Genomic DNA, 18587 nt, shown 5'->3' with positions numbered 1-18587 from the left:
CTAGTCCCAGCACCACCACATTGTTGGTGCTGGGACTAGGGCAGACAACCCAGGGCTACGACAAGTGCCGCTGGGGCAACGACGGCACGGACTCCGAAGTGATCGAGAAGGCGGCCTACAAGAAGCTGTGAGGGAGCGTATGCGAGAAAATACATTCCCATGGCGAGGCCAAACTCTCCTTGGCTCGAGCCGGTGACCCGCATCAATTCGGGTTGTAGGACGCCCGGGGCCACTCGTGCGAAGAACTCGTAGAAATAGAAAAGGGAGCAAACTAGAAAGAGCATCCAGGGTCGCCAACCCCGGCGGGCGCGCTGGGCTTGACCATGAAGATTGCTGATTCGTTGCTGTGCGGAACTCTGGCTCTGGATGCTTCTTGATTCGCCAGGATTTGATGTCATCGGGGGGTTACAGCCGAGCAGATGTCATCAATGCCGGATTAACAATGCGATCGAAGTCTTCTTTGCTCACATAGCCGAGTGCTAGTGCTGCTTCACGCAGGCTGAATCCCTTCTCATGGGCGAGGTGGGCAATCTCACTGGCTTTGTCGTAACCGATTTCTGGGGTTAAAGCTGTTACTAGCATCAGCGATTGCTCTAGATCATGCTGGATCTTGATTCGGTTTGGTTCAATCCCTTGCACCATTGCCAGCCGGTAATTGCGGCAGGCGTCATGTAGCAATTCAATGCTGTGAAGCAGGTTGAAGCCAATCAGGGGTTTGTAGACGTTCATTTGGAGATGACCACTACCACCTGCCATGGTCACGGCTGAATCAAGCCCGATGACCTGTAAACAGACCATGGCCATGGCCTCGCATTGAGAGGGGTTGACTTTCCCAGGCATGATCGAGCTTCCCGGCTCATTCTCAGGTAGATGCAGCTCTGCCAGGCCGGCCCTTGGGCCACAGGCTAGTAGGCGCAGATCATTGGAGATCTTGAATAGGGCAACCGCCAACATGCGCAACTGAGCCATTGCATTCACTAACCCGTCATGGCTCGCCATCACGGCGAACTTGTTTTTAGCTGAGCTGAATGGCAGGTCTGTGATGCTGGCAAGTTGCGCAGCTGTTTCTTGCCCGAAGCGAGCTGGGGCGTTGAGGCCAGTCCCCACGGCAGTGCCTCCAAGCGGCAGAGGGTAGAGCTCTATCAGGCTTGACTGAATACGACTATGGGCTGAGGCAATTTGATCCCGCCACGCAGAGGCCTCCTGGCCAAGGGTGAGAGGTACGGCGTCCTGTAGATGAGTGCGACCGATTTTGATGATGTCACTCCAGGCATTGCTTTTTCGGGCAAAGGCTGCGATCAATCGCTCCAGTTCAGGCAGCAAGTTTTTAGTGATCCCCTGGACTGCGGCAATATGTATAGCTGTAGGGAAGGCGTCATTGGTGGACTGGGATCGATTGACATGATCGTTTGGATGCACCGGCCTATGGCTACCTAGAGGTTCGTCGTTTGCCTGAGACGCCAGGTTGCTAATCACCTCGTTGACATTCATGTTTGTGTGGGTACCGCTACCGGTCTGCCAGACCCTCAGTGGAAACTGATCGTCATGGAGACCGGATGCAACAGCAGAGGCGGCCTTGATAATTTGATCCCGCTGGATTTCATCGAGCACACCCAGGCGACAGTTCACGCTGGCGGCAGCCTGTTTGATCAATGCCAAGGCATGGATCAGTTCGACTGGCATGCGGTCTGTGCTGATGGCGAAGTTAAGGAGCGATCGCTGGGTTTGTGCACCCCAGAGAACCCCAGCGGGCACCTCAACAGTGCCCATGCTGTCGTGTTCGATACGCATCAGGTCAGCCATCAAGTTTTCGGCAAGGGGCAGAAGCAGATCACATTGATCTTCACTTGTTTTATGGGGTTTGAGAGCGCTTTAGAACCCATTCAATGATGGTAAAAAGACTGGCGAGACTTAAACGACTCAAATCATTCCAATTGGTTTAGACGTCCAGGGCATCGGATTCAGAGTCCGAGCCGTTGCCAGATCACGTCCAGGTTGGCTTGGTGTAGCTCTGTGCTGAAGCATTCGGCTAGCGCCTTGGCATTGAGAAGGGTCGATACTTCAGGATCGGCCTCAAGATTGGCGCGGAAATTACCCCCTTCGGTATTCCACGCAGCATGGGCGTTGCGCTGGACAACACTGTAGGCATCTTCTCTGCTCATGCCGTTCTCAACAAGCGCCAATAGCACCCGCTGACTGAACACCACGCCGCCATAGATATTCATGTTGCGGCGCATGTTTGCTGGGTAGATGCCAAGGCCCTGCACGACTTGGGTCATCTCTCGCAACATGAAGTGGAGTGTGACGGAGCAATCCGGCAGCATCATTCGCTCAGTGGAGCTGTGACTGATATCACGCTCATGCCAGAGGGCCACGTTCTCGAGTGCTGCGACGACATAGCTGCGTAGGACCCTTGCAAGACCACTAATCCGCTCAGCCCGAATCGGGTTGCGTTTGTGTGGCATCGCCGAACTTCCCTTTTGTCCCTTAGCAAAGCTCTCCTCCACTTCCAGCACATCGGTTCGCTGCAAGTTGCGGATCTCTGTCGCGAATCGATCTAGAGACGCCCCCACTAATGCCAGGGTCTGTACATAGTCCGCATGACGATCGCGAGAGATGACCTGGGTACTCGCGGTGTCTGGGATGAGGCAAAGGCGCTCGCATGTGAGCTGCTCAACCTTTGGATCCGTGTTGGCGTAGGTGCCCATGGCGCCACTGATCTGGCCTACAGCCACATCCCTCTCCAGCCTCTCCAGTCGCTCGGCATTGCGCATTGTTTCTGCTAGCCAACCGGCCAGTTTGAAACCGAAGGTGATTGGTTCGCCATGGATGGCATGGGAGCGGCCGATCATGACTGTGCCCTTGTGCTCCACTGCCAAGCTGCGGATCGCCTCTTGAAGGCTGCCCAGTTCTTGTTGTAGCAATGCCACAGAGTTTTTTAACTGCAGGGCCAGACCCGTATCCAGCACATCGCTGCTGGTCATGCCGACGTGGATGTAGCGGCCGGCATCCCCTACGTGTTCATTAACGTTGGTCAGGAAGGCGATGACGTCGTGGCGAACCTCTGCCTCAATCTCCAAGATGCGCTGTGGTTCGAAGGTTGCGCGTTCACGAATCTGCTGCATTTCAGCCTCTGGGATCTTCCCCAGTTGACAGTTGGCCTCACAAGCAGCGATCTCTACATCTAGCCAGCTTTGATACTTGGCCCTGTCGGTCCAAATCTCGCCCATTTCGGGCAGTGTGTAGCGCTCGATCAAGGGCTCACAGAAGGGCGGTTGATTCTTGAACTTAAGTCTTTGGATTCAGGCTGACTTGAGTCGACGGTGTTCAACTTCCCAATGAACATGTTGCCCCCAGGCCTGTTGCCGTACCCAGCAACGGCCACCTTTGCATTGGATCAATTGGAATGGCGGTAGATCGTTAGGTTGATTTTCAAGGGTCACAAAGCTGCCCGGCGGCAGTAGCTCCAGCACTGTGGCGAGTTGCTTTTGAGGAACAACATGGAGATTGCTGCGGCTTGTGTACCGATGGATAGCTATGGGTTGTGGAGGTTGGCCTTGAGACACGTCCTGGCGGGCGAGTTGCGGTGATCTTCTCGGAAGCTTTCGCTTTTTGCGGTGGTTAAGAGGTTTTTGTTTCGTTTTCAAGTCTGCTTTTATGACGAAATGTCCCACAAACAGCGTCTTGATCTGCAGCTGCTGATGAAGGGCTTGGCGAGTTCTCGCCATCAGGCTCAGCAGCTGATCCGCGCCGGCAAGGTGCGAGATGGTAATGGCCAGCTGCTTGATAAGCCTGGTCATGAGGTATCTCAGGAGCTTGAGCTTCGGGTTGAGCAGCCACCGAGATTCGTGTCTCGTGGCGGGGAAAAGTTGCTGGGCGCTCTGCGGGAGTTTCCTCTCAATGTTGAGGGACGAGTGTGCCTGGATGGCGGCATCTCGACAGGAGGTTTCACCGATTGCCTGTTGCAGCATGGTGCCGCTCGGGTTTATGGAATCGATGTGGGCTATGGCCAGACGGCCTGGGATTTGCGCAACGACCCTCGCGTGGTGCTGAGGGAGCGCACCAATCTGCGCACCCTCAGCCCTGATCAGCTCTACGGGGCTGAGGAGCCTTTGCCGAGCCTTGCTGTTGCTGATCTTGCCTTCATCTCCTTGCGGCTTGTGCTGCCTGCCATCAAGAAACTACTTAAGCCAGACCAATCAGAGGCAGTGCTGTTAGTGAAGCCCCAGTTTGAGGTTGGGCGTGAGCGGGTGGGTAAAGGTGGAGTGGTCAGGGATGCCTTGGCCCATGTGGAAGCCTTGAAGAGCGTGATCGATACATCAAGGTCTTTGGGTTGGTGGCCCAAGGGACTTATCGCTTCTCCGATCACTGGACCGGCTGGTAATCATGAATACCTGCTCTGGCTGGGTGACGAGACCCTCGCAGATTTTCCAGTTCTTGAGAGACTTGTGGCTAAGACGTTGGCCTAGAGGGCTTTGCTGTCACGATCACCGGTACGGATACGTACTACGGAATCCACTGGAGAGATGAAAATCTTGCCGTCACCGATTTCGCCTGTTTTGGCAGCTTCAGCAATGGCGTTCACGACAGCTTCCACCTTGTCGTCGTCGACGACCACTTCGACCTTTAACTTTTGCAGGAATTCAACGGTAAATTCCGAGCCCCTATAGCGCTCAACTTGGCCTTTCTGGCGTCCGAAGCCTCTCACTTCACTCACAGTCATGCCGATGATCTCGGCATTGACTAATGCAAGCTTGACGTCCTCAAGCTTGAAGGGACGGACAATCGCCTCGACTTTCTTCATGACGGCTTGATGTTGCTCGTTCAGAGATAAAGGAATTTTTCAGAAACGGCCTGGAACTGATAGGGCAGATAGATGACCGAGGCTCATTCCTGCGTTCTTTGCATCCTGGGAAAGGACTTCAGCGTCCAATTGAGGAAGCCTGACTTGGCTTGTAGCAAGCGCATCCCAGTGAGCATCCTCAAAATGGGTTTGTAACCAGAGCATTCCATGGATGCTGGCAGGACGGATCTGGATGCTGTCACCAGTGCCGATTAACCAGATGTCCATGAATGGGGCCCGTTTTCTCAACCCATTAGGGCTTTTTCGACGGGCCTTGGTTGTGGCTGTTGTTACCGATTTAGCTGTTGCAGCTTGTGGCGGCGTCATTTTGGCGGTGATGGTAGACCTTGCCGCGATAATTGAGTTCCACCTCGGTGTCAGCAGGTACTGCGTCATGCTTGAGGGGAGCCTCATAGCGCTGGCCGCGGTAGACATGCTTGACGGTGCTGTTGCTGGGTTGCTCGTGGTCAGCAGTCTTGTAGGCGACGCCGCGATAGGTGCGTTCTTGAGTGGTCATGGGATGAGCCTCGAAGGGATGGGGTTTTTGCCTTGATGGCAGAGGTGCCGCTTCGTGGAAAGGAGCGTTGCTTCGCCTTGCGGAGGGCTACTTCCTGCTGATGGATCAACGACGATGCGATGACCTAGCTCAACGTTTTGTCCTTCAATTCCTTTTTACAGTGATCACGCTGTTCATGGTGAACATTTTCGACTTTGTTATCTGAAGAGTTTCTTAAATTGGGTCTTGATGAGCGTTTTTGCGGTTTGCCTTGACTCCAAGGCGGATTCTTTCTCCTCTAAGGCCGAGCCATGAGCCGAGATCTAGGGTCCGTTTCAGGCATCGTTCCATCCCCGTGAGCAGTACTGAGGCGCAGGCATCTAAACCCCTCTATGGCGAACGGGTGATCGCTGAGGGTGAGCTGATCTGCTTTGACAATCCGAGGCCTGAGCGGCCCTATGAGATCTCAATTGAGTTGCCTGAGTTCACCTGTCAATGTCCTTTCTCTGGTTATCCCGATTTTGCTGTGTTACGTCTGCTCTATCAGCCAGGCCCGAGGGTGATTGAGCTCAAAGCGATCAAGCTCTATGTGAATAGCTATCGGAATTGCTCGATTTCACATGAGGAGGCCGCAAACAAGATCCTCGATGATTTGGTCGTCGCCTGTGATCCGGTCTGGATGCAATTAGAAGCAGATTTCAATCCGCGCGGCAATGTGCATACGGTGGTGCGGGTTAGCCATGGCAGTCGTCAGCCCTGTTGAGTCAATGCTGAGATGCTGGGGTGATCGAAGCAAGCAGGCTGGGGAGCTCATTAGCGAAGCCGGTCAGATTGCGGTTGCAGAGACCGCCAACGTGTAGGCATTCATTTTCAGGGTCGCCTACCGCCCAGAGTTGGCGAGTGGCAATCATGCTCAGCCCCCCACCCACAAGGGTGATCAAGAAACCGATGTAGACCAGAGGCACGCCCGGATCGCGCTTGAGAAGCAGGCCGCTGGCGGGTAGAACCTCGACGACGCGGATGGGTATTCCCTTCACTTCTGCCGTTGGGCCTGCTGGTCGCAGGCTGGCCAATTGCTCACCGGTGGCATCGAATACTTGTACTGGCCCTGCTTCGCTGGTGAGGCTCATAAGGACTGGCTCGCTGCCATCAGGGTTGGTCGGTAGTACGAGCCCCCAGACCTGTTCACCAAGCTCTGGGAAAGTGCGCAGAGGCAGCTGCAGCAGAGGGCTGCGGCCAAGTTGCAGTGTGATGGCAGCTAGAGACCAGTCTGCTTGATAGACAGTTAAGCCATGGAAGCGCAGCGGATGGTTGACACTGACTTCGTGCAACTTGGCAGTGTCCTGACCTGGTTCAAGCAGCTCTAGTTGTGAGCGGAACTGTTCAGGTCGACCGGCTGGGTCTCTTTCAATTCCGAAGTTCGTCAGGGTGAGCTTGAGATGGCTGTTCCCATCGCGGTTTAACAAGTCGAGGGAACGCCCCGGGGCGAGGAATTGTTCCAAACGATTTCCACCCAAGGAACCCCAGACGGCGCCTAGCATCAGCAGTACTAGGCCCAGATGCACAAGCATTGGCCCTGCTCGGCCGATAATCCCCCGACGCGCGGCAAGCCTGCCAGGCTGTTGTTGGACTTGCCATCCCTGTTGATGGAGATGGGCTGCCAGTTTGTCGATACTTTCGTTTTTTGGTGGGCTTGAGATTGTTTCGGCGATGGCCAGTTTGCTTAATTGACGCGGCTCCTGGTAGTCGATCCATTGCAGAGCTGCTTGCAGAGCAGGCCATTGTCTTCGCCAGCTGCAGAGGATGAGTGCAAGCCCAAGCCAGGCCAACAGCGCTAAAAACCAGCTGCTGGTGTAAACGTGATCCAACTGCAGGCGCAGAATCATTGAACCGTTGACAAAGCCCAGCCAGGGTTTGTCGCTATAGCCTTCCAGGTAGCTATCGCGGAGTTCTCCCTGGGGTATCGCTGTACCTAGGGCACTTGAGAGTGCGATAACGAAGAGCAAACCTATGGCTATTCGCAGGTCGGAGATCCAGGCAATAAGGCGTTTAAAGGTGGCCATAGGTTCAGCTCCAGCGGGCCAACAGAGTGAGAACGCCCGTCGTGAGTAGAACGGCTCCGCTCATGGGGGGGATCCAGCGGCCTAATGGTCGCAGTGCCAGTAATTTCGGCAGGATGGCAGCTGCGCTTCCTGCTAGCAGCAGTGGTAGGACCTGCCCAATGCCAAAGCAGGTGAGCAGCACGATTCCTACCAAAGGTTGACCACTCTGGGCGATCCATCCCAGTAGTACAGCCAGCACAGGTGTCGTGCAGGGGGAGGCGGCTAGGCCGAAGGCCAACCCGGCGGCCACTGGGGCAAGTGGAGCTGGAACGCGTTGCCGCCAAAGATCTGGATCTGGTCCTGCAGGCAGGGGCAATTTTAGGAGGCCCAGCAGATTCAGTCCCATGACTACCGCCAGCAGTGCTACCAGGGTGGGCACCACTCCAGGCACCTGGCCGTAAATCCGTCCGATCAGACCACTAAGGCTGCCAAGCAGTACCAGGGAACCCACAATGCCGCCACTGAATGCGATGCTGCGGCGCCAGGGGGCCTGATTGCTATCAAAACCTGCCAGATAGGCCAGGGTGACGGGTAGGAGGGAAAGGGAGCAGGGGCCTAGGCTGGTTAGAAAGCCGGCAGCAAAAACGAGGGCCAGGGTGAGCGGACCTTGATTGCTTAGCCCGTGGCTGAGCATTTGCTCACCGTTGCGGGCTAGATCTGAGAGAACCAGGTCCAGAGCAGGGATGGGTAGAGCCGGCTCAGCCGGATCAAATTACGGTATTTACCCTATCGACTGACGTCGCTGTCGAGGGGATCTGCCACCAAGGAGCCCTGTTGATTCAAGGGAACAACGGATCAACAGACCGGCAATCATGACGCTTGAGAGCAGTGAATTGCCTCCATAACTCACCATTGGCAAGGGCAAGCCGGTTGTGGGCATCACGCCGGAGGCCACGGCCACATTGATCACGGCTTGACCCACCAGGATCGTTGTGCAGCCGATAGCAACCAATCGCGACTGGTTGGTTCTGCAACTCAGAGCTACCCGTAGGCCGAGGAAAGCAACCAGCATCAGGAAGAGCAACATCATCACCGAGCCCACGAAACCAAATTCCTCTGCAAAAACGGCATAGATGAAATCAGTGCTTTGTATGGGCAGGTATTGCAGTTTTTGGGTGGAGAGGCCGAAGCCCTCGCCAAACCACCCCCCGGAGCCGATGGCAAGCAGGCTTTGTACGAGCTGGTAACCACTCCCTTGTGGGTCTTGCCATGGGTCGAGGAAGGAGACCACTCGTATGCGCTGATACTCATTGATCAGAATGCTGGTTGTGCCAAGCAGGCCGCCTGCCATGGCGGTTGCCAGCAAAGTCCGCAACCTCAGACCAGCGGCCAGTGCCATCAGCCATAGCAACATGCCCGTCAGTGCGGCAGTGCTGAGGTTGGGCTGTTTGAGAATCAGTAGAAGTAGGGCCCCGAAGATGCCAAGCCAGAGCAATTTCTCATCTGATCTGATGCGCTGCCAGTGGGCAAACAGGTTGGCGGCTTGCAGCACCACAAAGGGTTTGACTAGTTCTGATGGCTGGATCTGGAGAGGGCCGATCACTAACCAGCGACTGGCCCCATTGACGGTGCTACCGATGACTAGGGTCGCTGCGACGAGTAAGCAACTGAGCCAGAGGGCTGGTCCTGCCAGTTTTAGCCAACGGCGCAGACTGGTAGAGACAGCCAGGCCAAGCAGGCTCCAGCTGGCAGCCATCCATATCAGTTGTCGTTTGACGTAATAAGCACCTTCTCCCATTTCTCGAGTGGCTACCCACCAGCTAGCCGAGCCAAGCACCAGCAGCCCTGCCAGGCTCCAGAAGGCAAAAAGGGTAAGTAGTAAACGTCCTTCAGCGGGCCAGAGTGCCCAGGGGAGGGGGAGACGTTTTTGCCAGAAAGACAACTGATCGCTTCCATCATTACGGCTAAGCCGTAATGCCCCTTGCCGTTGTTTTTGACTCCGGCGGGATAGGACGGAGGAGCTGCTCAAGGGGGGAGATCTTAGTCAAGTTGACCTATTGAGACGTGTTAATAGCACTTTGCCAAGTCTTAATTGACAACAAAAAACTGCTTAAACAATATTGGACAAGAGAAGTTCAAGGGCATTCAGGAGATGTCATAGGTTCGATTTTTGATCTTCACAATCTTCTTTCTAGAAAAGAGTTTGATTTTGTCGATTCAGCTTTCTTCGCTTTGGGATATGTGCTGCAGGGGATGTCCTCACTCCCCTTGGGGGTGGCCATGAAATGCTCGCTTTGTTGCCAGGTCCCTTTCGATGTCCTCTGCTGCTCAGCCGTGCGATGAGGCCACACCTGTTGTCAGTGCTTTTTATGACCGCTTCCCTTACCCAGGAGATCCGTTGCAGGACGGGCCGCCGCCTGGATACAACTGGCGTTGGTGTGTGGATATGGCCTATGCGGTCTGTACCGGTTCTGTTGTCCGAAAATGTGCTGGTAGTGAGCCTCTGAAAATCCTTGATGCCGGATGCGGTACGGGTGTTAGTACCGATTACCTAGCCCATCTTAATCCTGGCGCGGAGATCCTGGCTGTGGACATTTCCCGAGGCGCGCTGGAGGTGGCTCGAGAGCGTTTGCAGCGTTCCGGAGGCAACGATCAGGCTCATGTTCGTATCGAGAACCAAAGCTTGCTCGAGCTTGAAGATGAGGGTCAATTTGACTACATCAATTCCGTTGGTGCGCTTCATCATTTGCGACAGCCGGAAGCTGGACTCAAAGCTCTGGCATCCCGTTTAAAGCCAGGGGCTTTGCTGCACCTTTTCCTTTATGCCGAAGCTGGTCGATGGGAAATTCATCGCATTCAGCGGTTTCTTTCGTCCCTGGGAGTGGGCACTGATGAGCAGGGCCTGAGATTGGCCAGGCAGCTGTTTGCAATCTTGCCTGAGGACAACCGCCTCAGGCTTAATCATGAACTGCGCTGGGCTATCGACTGCGTAGCCGACGTGAACTTTGCAGATATGTATCTCCATCCCCAGGAGACGAGTTACAACCTTGAACGACTTTTTGCTTTTGTCGCTTCAGCTGATTTGGAGTTTGTGGGTTTTTCTAATCCCAAGGTTTGGGATCCAGTAAGGCTGTTGCAGGGTGAATTGCTTGAGATGGCTTTGGCGTTACCGCAGCGTCAGCAATGGCAACTGATGGAAGAGCTAGATCCAGACATCAGTCATTTCGAGTTCTTCCTCTCCAAGGGGCCACAGGCCCCCCTGGGCTGGACAGATGATAAGGAGCTGCTAGCTGCTACGGGAAAGCTTTCTATCTGTCTCTGGGGCTGGCCTGGCCAGTCTTTGCTGGATTTCGAGATGGCTCCTCTAGAGCTAAGCGTTGAGCAAGTTGAGTTGCTTAAGGCAATCGAGGCGGCACCTGATACAGCTCTCGGATGTTTGCCGCTTTGCTGGGATTCGAAGCGGATCAGCTCTTTGGCCAGGGATTTGCAACGGCGGCAGGTGCTCTTGCTTTCGCCTGGAAATGTTCCAACTACATGATAGATTCCGCGGGCCTTTATCCAAGAGCCTCGGCGCCCTTGCTGGCAACCCCGCTGCTCCAGCCTGAAATTGACCCTCCAAAGGAGGGACAGGGTGGACTGGAAACAGCTGTGGAGGCTAGCCCTAACACCGAGCTCTCTATGGATCCTGAGTTGTCAGCTGTGGTTTCTACGACTTCATCTGACGACTATGCGCAGCTACAGCGGCGCTACATCCTGGCAACGTTGACCGTCTCCGCTTTTGCGGTGGCCGTCACCGCACTTTTCTTCGATCTTCACATCGCTAGCAGTTTGCTAGTCGGTGCCTTGTCTGGAGTTCTCTACCTGCGGCTTTTAGCTCGCAGCGTTGGCAAGCTCGGCAACGGATCGAAGAGTGTGAGCAAGTTTCAGCTTCTCGTTCCAGTGTTGCTTGTACTTGCGGTTTCTCGTTTGCCTCAGCTTGAGCTTCTGCCGGCCCTGCTCGGTTTTCTGCTCTACAAGCCCGCCATGATCCTGCAGGTTTTGCTTGAGTCATGAACTTGAACCAAACCTGGATCAACTGAATTGCCGGTTTGCCGGCTTCTCCTCAAACCGTCGTTTTCTCGACACCGAATTTCCAGCCTGATGGGTTCCTTGCCAATTGCTCTTCCCTTTGCCGAACTGGAGGTGGGTCAACACCTTTACTGGCAGATTGGCAATCTTCAGCTCCATGGCCAGGTGTTCTTGACATCCTGGATTGTTATTGGCGCCATTCTTGCCCTTGTTGTTGTGGGCACACGCAAGATGGAGCGTGATCCACACGGTGTCCAAAATCTTCTCGAGTTCCTCTGGGATTACATCCGTGATTTAGCTCGCACCCAGATTGGTGAGAAGGCTTATCGCGATTGGATGCCGTTCATTGGCACCCTGTTCTTATTCATCTTTGTAAGCAATTGGGGCGGGTCTTTGGTCCCATGGAAATTAATCCACCTCCCAAGTGGGGAGTTGGGTGCTCCTACTGCTGATATCAATACCACCGTGGCACTTGCTCTACTTGTGTCGCTCTCTTACTTCTATGCCGGTTTGAGTCGGAAGGGATTGCGGTACTTCGAGTACTACGTCCATCCCACCCCGATCATGATCCCCTTCAAGATCGTGGAGGATTTCACCAAGCCTTTATCACTCTCCTTTCGTCTGTTTGGAAACATCCTTGCTGATGAATTGGTTGTTGCGGTTTTGGTTTTCCTTGTTCCCCTCTTCCTGCCAGTCCCGGTCATGTTCCTTGGCCTGTTCACCAGTGCCATTCAGGCTCTGATCTTTGCCACCCTCGCCGCCTATTACATCGGTGAAGCGGTTGAAGAGCACCATTGATCAAACTCTGATCTAGCAAGGCCTAACCCCTCGGTCTGGCAAACTCCATGCGCGCAGGTCCGGCTTGTTCGGGCCCATCTCACAATCTCCGAGATGTCCCTGGCGCTGGTATCAACCTCTCGGTCCCCATCCGCGCTGTTTTAGCGCCCCACACCTTTAGTTCAACCATGGATTCCATTACCACCGCCGCGTCTGTTGTTGCCGCTGGTCTAGCTGTAGGCCTCGGGGCCATCGGCCCAGGTATCGGTCAGGGCACCGCTGCAGGCGGCGCTGTTGAGGGCATTGCCCGCCAGCCTGAAGCTGAAGGCAAGATTCGCGGCACTCTGCTGCTCTCTTTTGCCTTTATGGAATCTCTCACCATCTATGGCCTTGTGGTCGCCTTGGTGTTGCTGTTCGCCAATCCCTTCGCTGGTTGATCCAGACCGGAGTCGCTCGCTGGCTGCTCTCATCACCTCACGGCCATGCTTGTGAGTTGATCGGGACTCTTCCCAGAGGCAATAATCGCTCTCCAGCATTCACTCCGTTCTGAATCCTGCTTCAACTGCTGTCACTCTCGCCTCATGACCAGCTTGCTTCTGTTCGGTGCTGGAGGTCTATTTGACTTCGATGCCACTCTGCCGCTCATGGCGTTGCAGGTGGTGCTCCTCACCTTCATCCTCAATGCTCTCTTCTTCAGACCCGTTGGTCGGGTCGTTGAGGAACGAGAGGTCTATGTCACAACCAGTCGCGCTGAGGCGAAGCAAAAGCTTGCGGAGGCGGAGAAGCTGGAGTTAGAGCTCAAGGAACAGCTCAAGTCAGCCCGTATCGCTGCCCAGCAGTTAATTCAAGAAGCTGAAAAGGATTCTGAACAGCTCTACCGAGAAGCCCTCGCGATTGCAAATGCTGATGCGAATGCAGCTCGGGAGAAGGCTCGTCGTGAGATTGATGCTCAGAGGGATTCGGCCCTTAGTCAACTTAAGGGTGATGCAGAAAAGCTTGGTGATCTCATCGTTAACCGCCTGCTGGCAGCCAAATGATTAGTCCTTTGTTCTTTGCCAGTGAGGGTGGTTTCGGCCTGAACCTCGACTTGTTTGACGCCAACATTGTCAATCTGGCGATTGTTATTTTCGGTCTCTATAAATTCCTTCCTCCTTTTGTAGGGGGGATTCTTGAGCGCCGCCGTGTCGCCATTTTGGCTGATCTTCAGGATGCCGAAGAGCGTCTGCTTAAGGCCACCGAGGCTTTGGCTCATGCCAAAAAGGATTTGGCAGCTGCCCATCAGAAAGCCGAACAGATCCGCGAGGATTGCAAGCTTCGTGCTGAAGCCATTCGTCTTGACAGTGAAAAACGCACGGTTGAGGAGATGGCACGTGTTAAGCAGGGTGCTACAGCAGATCTCAATGCTGAAGCCAGTCGTGCTAGCGCTCAATTGCGTCGAGAAGCTGCCCGTATGGCGATCGAGAATGCACTATCTGCTTTACCTGGGAAACTCAATGCCGAGGCTCAATCCAAGTTGGTGAGTCAGTCCATCAAAAACCTTGGGGAAGCCTGATGCCACTGCTTAATACCATTACCACCCCCTATGCCGAGGCCTTTCTTCAAGTGGCTGAAAGCCGCAAGGAAGTCGATCAGGTGGTTGATCAGGCAAAGGCAGTTCTGGCCTTGTGGAACGACTGCCCTGAGCTAAGTGGGGCAATGGCCTCACCCGTTTTGGAAGTGGAGGCCAAGAAGGCTGCCTTGCAAAAGCTTTTTGCTAATCAGGTCACACCTTCTTTCCTCAACCTGCTGAAGCTGCTCGCCGATCGTCAGCGAATCGGCGTTTTGGATGCGGTGCTTGAGCGCTTGATTGAGCTCTATCGCGAGCAACGCAACATCGCTCTCGCCACAGTGACCTCTGCTGCTGAACTCAGTGAGCAACAACAGGCTGCGCTGCAAAAGAAAGTGCAGGCTGTGGCCAATACCGACAAGCTGGAGATCAATCTCAAAATTGATCCAGATTTAATCGGTGGTTTCGTTGTCAACGTCGGCTCCAAGGTGATCGACGCCAGCGTTGCTGGACAGGTTCGACGACTTGGCCTGGCACTGGCCAAGGTGAGCTAGCTCCCTACCTTTTTCCCTTTCTCACCCTCTTCCTCAACACCAACGCCTCCCATGGTTTCCATCCGCCCCGACGAGATCAGCGCGATTCTCAAGCAGCAGATCTCCGACTATGACAAGTCGGTTTCCGTCAGCAACGTCGGCACTGTTCTGCAGATTGGTGACGGTATCGCTCGTGTCTATGGCCTTGAGCAGGTCATGGCTGGCGAACTGGTGGAATTTGAGGATGGCACTGAAGGGATCGCCCTCAATTTGGAGGACGACAATGTTGGTGCGGTGTTGATGGGTGAGGGTGTTGGTATTCAGGAAGGCAGTACCGTCAAAGCCACTGGCAAGATTGCCTCAGTGCCCGTAAGCGATGAGATGCTGGGCAGAGTGGTGACTCCTTTGGGTCAACCGATGGATGGCAAAGGCGATATCCCCAGCACTGAGAGTCGCTTGATTGAGTCGATAGCTCCAGGCATCATCAAACGTAAGTCGGTGCATGAGCCGCTGCAGACAGGAATTACATCAATCGATTCGATGATTCCTATCGGTAGGGGTCAGCGTGAGTTGATCATTGGTGACCGTCAGACAGGTAAGACCGCTATCGCCATCGACACGATCATCAACCAGAAGGGAGAGGATGTTGTCTGTGTTTATGTAGCTGTCGGCCAGAAGGCTGCCTCTGTGGCCAACGTGGTTGAGGTGCTTCGCGAGAAGGGCGCTCTCGATTACACCGTGATTGTGGCAGCTAGCGCTTCTGACCCTGCTGCTTTGCAGTACCTGGCTCCTTACACCGGCGCAGCTATCGCTGAGTCGTTCATGTACAAGGGCAAGGCGACTTTGGTGATCTATGACGATCTAACCAAGCAGGCCCAGGCCTATCGTCAGATGTCACTGCTGCTGCGTCGTCCTCCCGGTCGTGAAGCCTATCCAGGAGATGTCTTCTATCTCCACAGCCGCCTTCTTGAGAGGGCAGCAAAGCTTTCTGATGCGATGGGTAGCGGTTCGATGACGGCACTGCCGATCATTGAAACCCAAGCAGGAGACGTGTCGGCTTATATCCCTACCAATGTGATTTCGATCACGGATGGTCAGATTTTCTTGAGTTCAGATCTTTTTAACTCAGGATTGCGTCCTGCCATCAACGTTGGCATTTCAGTGAGCCGGGTTGGTGGTGCTGCGCAAACCAAAGCGATTAAAAAGATTGCCGGCACGTTGAAGCTTGAGTTAGCTCAGTTTGATGAATTGGCTGCTTTCTCTCAGTTCGCCTCTGATTTAGATGAAGCAACTCAGAAGCAGTTGGGGCGGGGTAAGCGACTGCGCGAGCTGCTTAAGCAGCCTCAGTTTGCACCGCTGAATTTGGCTGAGCAGGTTGCGATCGTTTATGCAGGAGTGAAAGGCTTGATTGATGAGGTGCCAGAGGATCAGGTCACTCAGTTTTCCCGTGAATTGCGTGATTACCTCAAGACCAACAAGCCCGAGTACATCACCAAAGTTCAGACTGAGAAAGTGCTCAACGAGGATGCTGAGACCATTCTCAAAGCCGCCATCAACGAGGTGAAGTCGTCGATGCTGGCCTCGGCCTGACCCTGAAGGTAAACCCGGAGAACCCTATCCATGGCGAACCTCAAGGACATCCGCGACCGGATCGTTTCCGTTAAGAACACCAGAAAGATTACTGAGGCGATGCGTCTCGTAGCCGCTGCGAAAGTGCGTCGAGCACAGGAACAGGTGTTGCGAAGTCGCCCTTTCGCCGACCGGTTGGCTCGCGTGTTGGAGAACATTCAATCGCGAATGAGTTTTGAGATAGCAGATGCGCCTCTCTTGAAGACCAGCGATCTCAAAACCATTACCCTGCTTGCTGTTACAGGTGATCGTGGCCTTTGCGGAGGCTACAACTCCAACATCATCAAACGCACTGAGCAGCGCTACGCCGAGTTGAATGGCCAGGGATACAAGGTTGATCTTGTCTTAATTGGTCGCAAGGCAATCACCTATTTCAGCAACCGATCAAGCCAGTACACCATTCGGGCTACTTTCACAGGCCTTGAGCAAGTCCCAACCTCTGACGACGCAGAGTCGATCACTACTGAGGTTTTAGCCGAATTCCTTTCTCAAAGCACAGATCGAATCGAGGTGATTTACACCAAGTTCATTAACCTTGTGAGCTGCAATCCTGTGGTGCAAACCCTCTTGCCGCTTGATCCCCAGGGCATCGCCGAAGCCGATGATGAGATCTTCCGGTTGACGACGAAGGATAGTCGTCTCACGGTTGAGAAAGGTGTTGGGCCTGCTAATGAGCAGCCTCCGCTGCCTTCGGACATCATTTTTGAACAGAGTCCTGAGCAACTGCTCAATGCTTTGTTGCCTCTCTATCTGCAAAATCAGATGCTGCGTGCCCTTCAGGAATCGGCAGCTTCCGAGTTGGCCAGTCGGATGACTGCGATGAACAATGCCAGCGACAACGCTAAGGCCTTAGCTAAGACCCTCACGCTTGACTACAACAAAGCACGTCAGGCAGCAATTACCCAGGAGATTCTGGAAGTTGTAGGTGGGTCTTGTTCCTAGCCTTGCGCTTGATTTGACTTCAGTTAGCCGGTCTTTTAAGACCGGCTTTTTGATGGTTTGATTTTTTGCGATGCAGAACGGGTGAGCGGTGATCTTGGCGGTGTTTTTCGAGAGTGACTTCAATGGTGGCCTGAGTGTTGAGCCTTTCTCCTGAGAGGCTTGATCAGCATGATGCATTTTGATCTGGATCACTGCCACAGCTTTTGGCGTAGCTTTGCTTACACCATTGAGATTGATGGCTCGGAGCACAGCGTTTTTTGCCAGTTTTGTGGTGGCAGGATGTCTTCAATGAAGCCCAGTTTGGTGAGCATCTGAAGTGAGCTTGAATTTGTGTGTGATGCAGCTTGAGCTGGTCTGGTCTGCGCAGTTGCCTTTGCATCAGTTGCGGCCCTGGTTACGAGAACAGCTCGCTGCGCATGGCGAGCCCTTGCGATGGGCGATTACAGCAGTGGAATCCAATGGTGACCAGTCTCGCAAGTTGAAGATTGAGGCGGTTGTGGTTAGTTCTGACAAGTAAGGGGATGACGTTTTGATCCCTTCTTTTCTTCTCTCTGCAAGCGTATCGATCCCGCCTCCATTGCCTACCTTGCTGGTGGTGCCTACGGGGATTGGCTGTGAGATTGGTGGCTATGCCGGTGATGCTTTGCCTAGTGCTCGGCTGTTAGCAGCAGCTAGCGGTTGCTTGATCACCCATCCGAATGTGATCAATGGAGCGGCGCTTTATTGGAGCGACCCGCGCATTCAATACGTCGAGGGCTACAGCTTGGATCGTTTTGCGGCTGGTGAGCTTGGCTTGCGACCTGTGCGTCAGCAACGGATTGGTCTGTTGTTGGATTCTGGTATCGAACCGGAGTTGCGGCAGAGGCAATGGCAGGTTGCTGAGGGTTGTCGCGCCAGTCTTGGCTTGAATCTTGGGCCAGTGGTCACCACAGACGTTCCCTTGGAGGTGCGCTTAAGTGAAGGGAGTAGTGGGGCTAGCTGGGGTGAATTAGGCCAGCCCGATGCGCTGCTGCGGGCTGGCGAGCATCTTCGCGATGCCGGTGCCAGCGCAATCGCTGTGGTTGCCCGTTTCCCGGAGGATCCTCAAAGTGAGGCTCTGAGGGTCTATCGCCAGGGCAGTGGTGTTGATGCGCTTGCCGGTGCCGAGGCGGTGATTAGCCATTTGCTGGTGCGTGAGCTCGGCTTGCCTTGCGCTCATGCGCCGGCTTTGTCTCCACTGCCATGCGATCCACTTTTGGATCCACGTGCTGCTGGTGAGGAGTTGGGCTATACATTTTTGGCCTGTGTATTGGTGGGATTAAGTCGCGCTCCGGATCTTGTGCCACTCACAACTGAAGAGGCATTGCCGGCAGGAGCAGAGCTGTTGCATGCTGAGCAGCTTGGTGCCGTGGTGGCCCCGGAGGGTGCTCTTGGCGGTGAAGCGGTGTTGGCTTGCTTGGAGCGGGGTGTCCCTTTGATCACCGTGTCCAACCCGAGCGTGCTGAAGGTGACTCCAGAGGCGCTGGGAATCACATCCGGAGTGCAGAGAGCTCGTAGTTATGCAGAAGCGGCAGGATTGCTATTGGCTCTCAGGGAGGGGATTGCGAAGGACTCCCTGCAGAGGCCTTTGGATCGGTTGAGTGAGATCTTCCCCCAGCTCTGATACGCCACTGTCGTGATGCTGATTAAAAGCGTTGCGAAGCGGTGTTTTTGAGAGCTGGTTTTGTGGTGA

General features: G+C 54.4%; 24 protein-coding genes. 14 read left to right on the top strand and 10 right to left on the bottom strand.

Annotation, left to right across the window (positions count from 1 at the left end; translation table 11 throughout):
• Positions 1–35: 35 nt before the first annotated feature.
• The 4 genes from PMIT1303_RS09225 to PMIT1303_RS09210 all read right to left on the bottom strand — a co-directional run bounded on the left by PMIT1303_RS09225 (position 36) and on the right by PMIT1303_RS09210 (position 3728).
• On the bottom strand, positions 36–398 hold the full coding sequence (locus PMIT1303_RS09225) for an MFS transporter (protein ID WP_063398440.1): 363 nt from the start codon (positions 396–398) through the stop codon (positions 36–38).
• A 7-nt stretch (positions 399–405) separates the two neighbouring features.
• Entirely contained in the window at positions 406–1803 is a 1398-nt protein-coding gene (fumC, locus tag PMIT1303_RS09220; protein ID WP_063398439.1) for a class II fumarate hydratase, read from the bottom strand.
• Positions 1804–1961: 158 nt separating this feature from the next.
• Positions 1962–3257, bottom strand: coding sequence for an adenylosuccinate lyase (purB, locus tag PMIT1303_RS09215; protein ID WP_063398438.1), 1296 nt, complete (start codon positions 3255–3257; stop codon positions 1962–1964).
• A 45-nt stretch (positions 3258–3302) separates the two neighbouring features.
• A complete protein-coding gene (locus PMIT1303_RS09210; protein WP_231901424.1) occupies positions 3303–3728 on the bottom strand; it encodes a hypothetical protein in 426 nt (141 codons plus the stop codon).
• Between PMIT1303_RS09210 and PMIT1303_RS09205 the strand changes: the two genes are divergently transcribed.
• Positions 3666–4469, top strand: a complete 804-nt coding sequence (locus PMIT1303_RS09205) for a TlyA family RNA methyltransferase (RefSeq protein WP_063398437.1) — start codon at positions 3666–3668, stop codon at positions 4467–4469. The two genes, PMIT1303_RS09210 and PMIT1303_RS09205, sit on opposite strands and share 63 nt — an antisense overlap.
• Here PMIT1303_RS09205 and PMIT1303_RS09200 read toward each other — a convergent pair.
• The 3 genes from PMIT1303_RS09200 to PMIT1303_RS09190 are packed head-to-tail and all read right to left on the bottom strand — an operon-like array spanning position 4466 to position 5360.
• Entirely contained in the window at positions 4466–4804 is a 339-nt protein-coding gene (locus PMIT1303_RS09200; protein ID WP_011825143.1) for a P-II family nitrogen regulator, read from the bottom strand. The genes PMIT1303_RS09205 and PMIT1303_RS09200 overlap by 4 nt on opposite strands.
• 39 nt (positions 4805–4843) lie before the next feature.
• The gene (locus PMIT1303_RS09195) at positions 4844–5170 is read right to left on the bottom strand and encodes a hypothetical protein (RefSeq protein WP_369818721.1); all 327 of its coding nucleotides are present in this window, start codon (positions 5168–5170) and stop codon (positions 4844–4846) included.
• A complete protein-coding gene (locus PMIT1303_RS09190; RefSeq protein ID WP_063398436.1) occupies positions 5142–5360 on the bottom strand; it encodes a DUF4278 domain-containing protein in 219 nt (72 codons plus the stop codon). The genes PMIT1303_RS09195 and PMIT1303_RS09190 overlap by 29 nt, the downstream gene beginning before the upstream one ends.
• Before the next feature lie 67 nt (positions 5361–5427).
• Here PMIT1303_RS09190 and PMIT1303_RS13540 point away from each other — a divergent pair, with 67 nt between their 5' ends.
• Positions 5428–5565, top strand: a complete 138-nt coding sequence (locus PMIT1303_RS13540; protein ID WP_156486987.1) for a hypothetical protein — start codon at positions 5428–5430, stop codon at positions 5563–5565.
• Positions 5566–5694: 129 nt separating this feature from the next.
• Entirely contained in the window at positions 5695–6102 is a 408-nt protein-coding gene (queF, locus tag PMIT1303_RS09185) for a preQ(1) synthase (protein WP_011825146.1), read from the top strand.
• Between the two features lies 1 nt (position 6103).
• Here queF and PMIT1303_RS09180 read toward each other — a convergent pair whose 3' ends face one another.
• The 3 genes from PMIT1303_RS09180 to PMIT1303_RS09170 form a co-directional block, all read right to left on the bottom strand.
• Positions 6104–7402, bottom strand: coding sequence for a cytochrome c biogenesis protein ResB (locus tag PMIT1303_RS09180; RefSeq protein ID WP_063398435.1), 1299 nt, complete (start codon positions 7400–7402; stop codon positions 6104–6106).
• Between the two features lie 4 nt (positions 7403–7406).
• The gene (locus PMIT1303_RS09175; protein WP_197459807.1) at positions 7407–8075 is read right to left on the bottom strand and encodes a cytochrome c biogenesis CcdA family protein; all 669 of its coding nucleotides are present in this window, start codon (positions 8073–8075) and stop codon (positions 7407–7409) included.
• Between the two features lie 87 nt (positions 8076–8162).
• On the bottom strand, positions 8163–9410 hold the full coding sequence (locus PMIT1303_RS09170; RefSeq protein WP_063398434.1) for an FtsW/RodA/SpoVE family cell cycle protein: 1248 nt from the start codon (positions 9408–9410) through the stop codon (positions 8163–8165).
• A gap of 285 nt (positions 9411–9695) precedes the next feature.
• On the opposite strand from PMIT1303_RS09170, the gene PMIT1303_RS09165 reads away from it, so the two are divergent.
• The 11 genes from PMIT1303_RS09165 (at position 9696) to PMIT1303_RS09115 (ending at position 18518) form a co-directional block, all read left to right on the top strand.
• Positions 9696–10919 carry a bifunctional 2-polyprenyl-6-hydroxyphenol methylase/3-demethylubiquinol 3-O-methyltransferase UbiG gene (locus tag PMIT1303_RS09165; RefSeq protein WP_063398433.1) on the top strand — a complete coding sequence of 408 codons (1224 nt, stop codon included), beginning with the start codon at positions 9696–9698 and terminating at the stop codon, positions 10917–10919.
• Positions 10916–11434, top strand: a complete 519-nt coding sequence (locus tag PMIT1303_RS09160) for an ATP synthase (RefSeq protein WP_197459806.1) — start codon at positions 10916–10918, stop codon at positions 11432–11434. Before PMIT1303_RS09165 ends, PMIT1303_RS09160 begins: the two co-directional genes overlap by 4 nt.
• Before the next feature lie 87 nt (positions 11435–11521).
• Positions 11522–12247, top strand: coding sequence for a F0F1 ATP synthase subunit A (atpB, locus tag PMIT1303_RS09155; protein ID WP_063398432.1), 726 nt, complete (start codon positions 11522–11524; stop codon positions 12245–12247).
• 167 nt (positions 12248–12414) lie between these two features.
• Entirely contained in the window at positions 12415–12663 is a 249-nt protein-coding gene (gene atpE, locus PMIT1303_RS09150; RefSeq protein ID WP_011130839.1) for an ATP synthase F0 subunit C, read from the top strand.
• Between the two features lie 144 nt (positions 12664–12807).
• Positions 12808–13263: a F0F1 ATP synthase subunit B' gene (locus PMIT1303_RS09145; RefSeq protein WP_011130838.1), complete on the top strand. Its 456-nt coding sequence runs from the start codon at positions 12808–12810 to the stop codon at positions 13261–13263.
• Complete coding sequence (locus PMIT1303_RS09140) at positions 13260–13778, top strand: F0F1 ATP synthase subunit B (protein WP_063398431.1); 519 nt, start codon at positions 13260–13262, stop codon at positions 13776–13778. Before PMIT1303_RS09145 ends, PMIT1303_RS09140 begins: the two co-directional genes overlap by 4 nt.
• Positions 13778–14326 (top strand): ATP synthase F1 subunit delta, encoded by a 549-nt coding sequence (gene atpH, locus PMIT1303_RS09135; protein ID WP_011130836.1) that lies wholly within the window; start codon positions 13778–13780, stop codon positions 14324–14326. The genes PMIT1303_RS09140 and atpH overlap by 1 nt, the downstream gene beginning before the upstream one ends.
• Positions 14327–14377: 51 nt before the next feature.
• Positions 14378–15895, top strand: a complete 1518-nt coding sequence (gene atpA / locus PMIT1303_RS09130; RefSeq protein WP_011130835.1) for a F0F1 ATP synthase subunit alpha — start codon at positions 14378–14380, stop codon at positions 15893–15895.
• Positions 15896–15925: 30 nt separating this feature from the next.
• Entirely contained in the window at positions 15926–16876 is a 951-nt protein-coding gene (locus PMIT1303_RS09125; protein ID WP_063398430.1) for a F0F1 ATP synthase subunit gamma, read from the top strand.
• Positions 16877–17192: 316 nt separating this feature from the next.
• The gene (locus PMIT1303_RS09120; RefSeq protein ID WP_231901422.1) at positions 17193–17393 is read left to right on the top strand and encodes a hypothetical protein; all 201 of its coding nucleotides are present in this window, start codon (positions 17193–17195) and stop codon (positions 17391–17393) included.
• A 60-nt stretch (positions 17394–17453) separates the two neighbouring features.
• Positions 17454–18518, top strand: coding sequence for a DUF3326 domain-containing protein (locus PMIT1303_RS09115; protein WP_231901420.1), 1065 nt, complete (start codon positions 17454–17456; stop codon positions 18516–18518).
• The last annotated feature ends 69 nt before the right edge of the window (positions 18519–18587 follow it).

Source organism: Prochlorococcus sp. MIT 1303 (genome assembly GCF_001631965.1).
Classification (GTDB): domain Bacteria; phylum Cyanobacteriota; class Cyanobacteriia; order PCC-6307; family Cyanobiaceae; genus Prochlorococcus; species Prochlorococcus marinus_D.
Note: the sequence above shows the minus strand (reverse complement) of the source record. Positions and strands in the feature narration are given on the sequence as shown.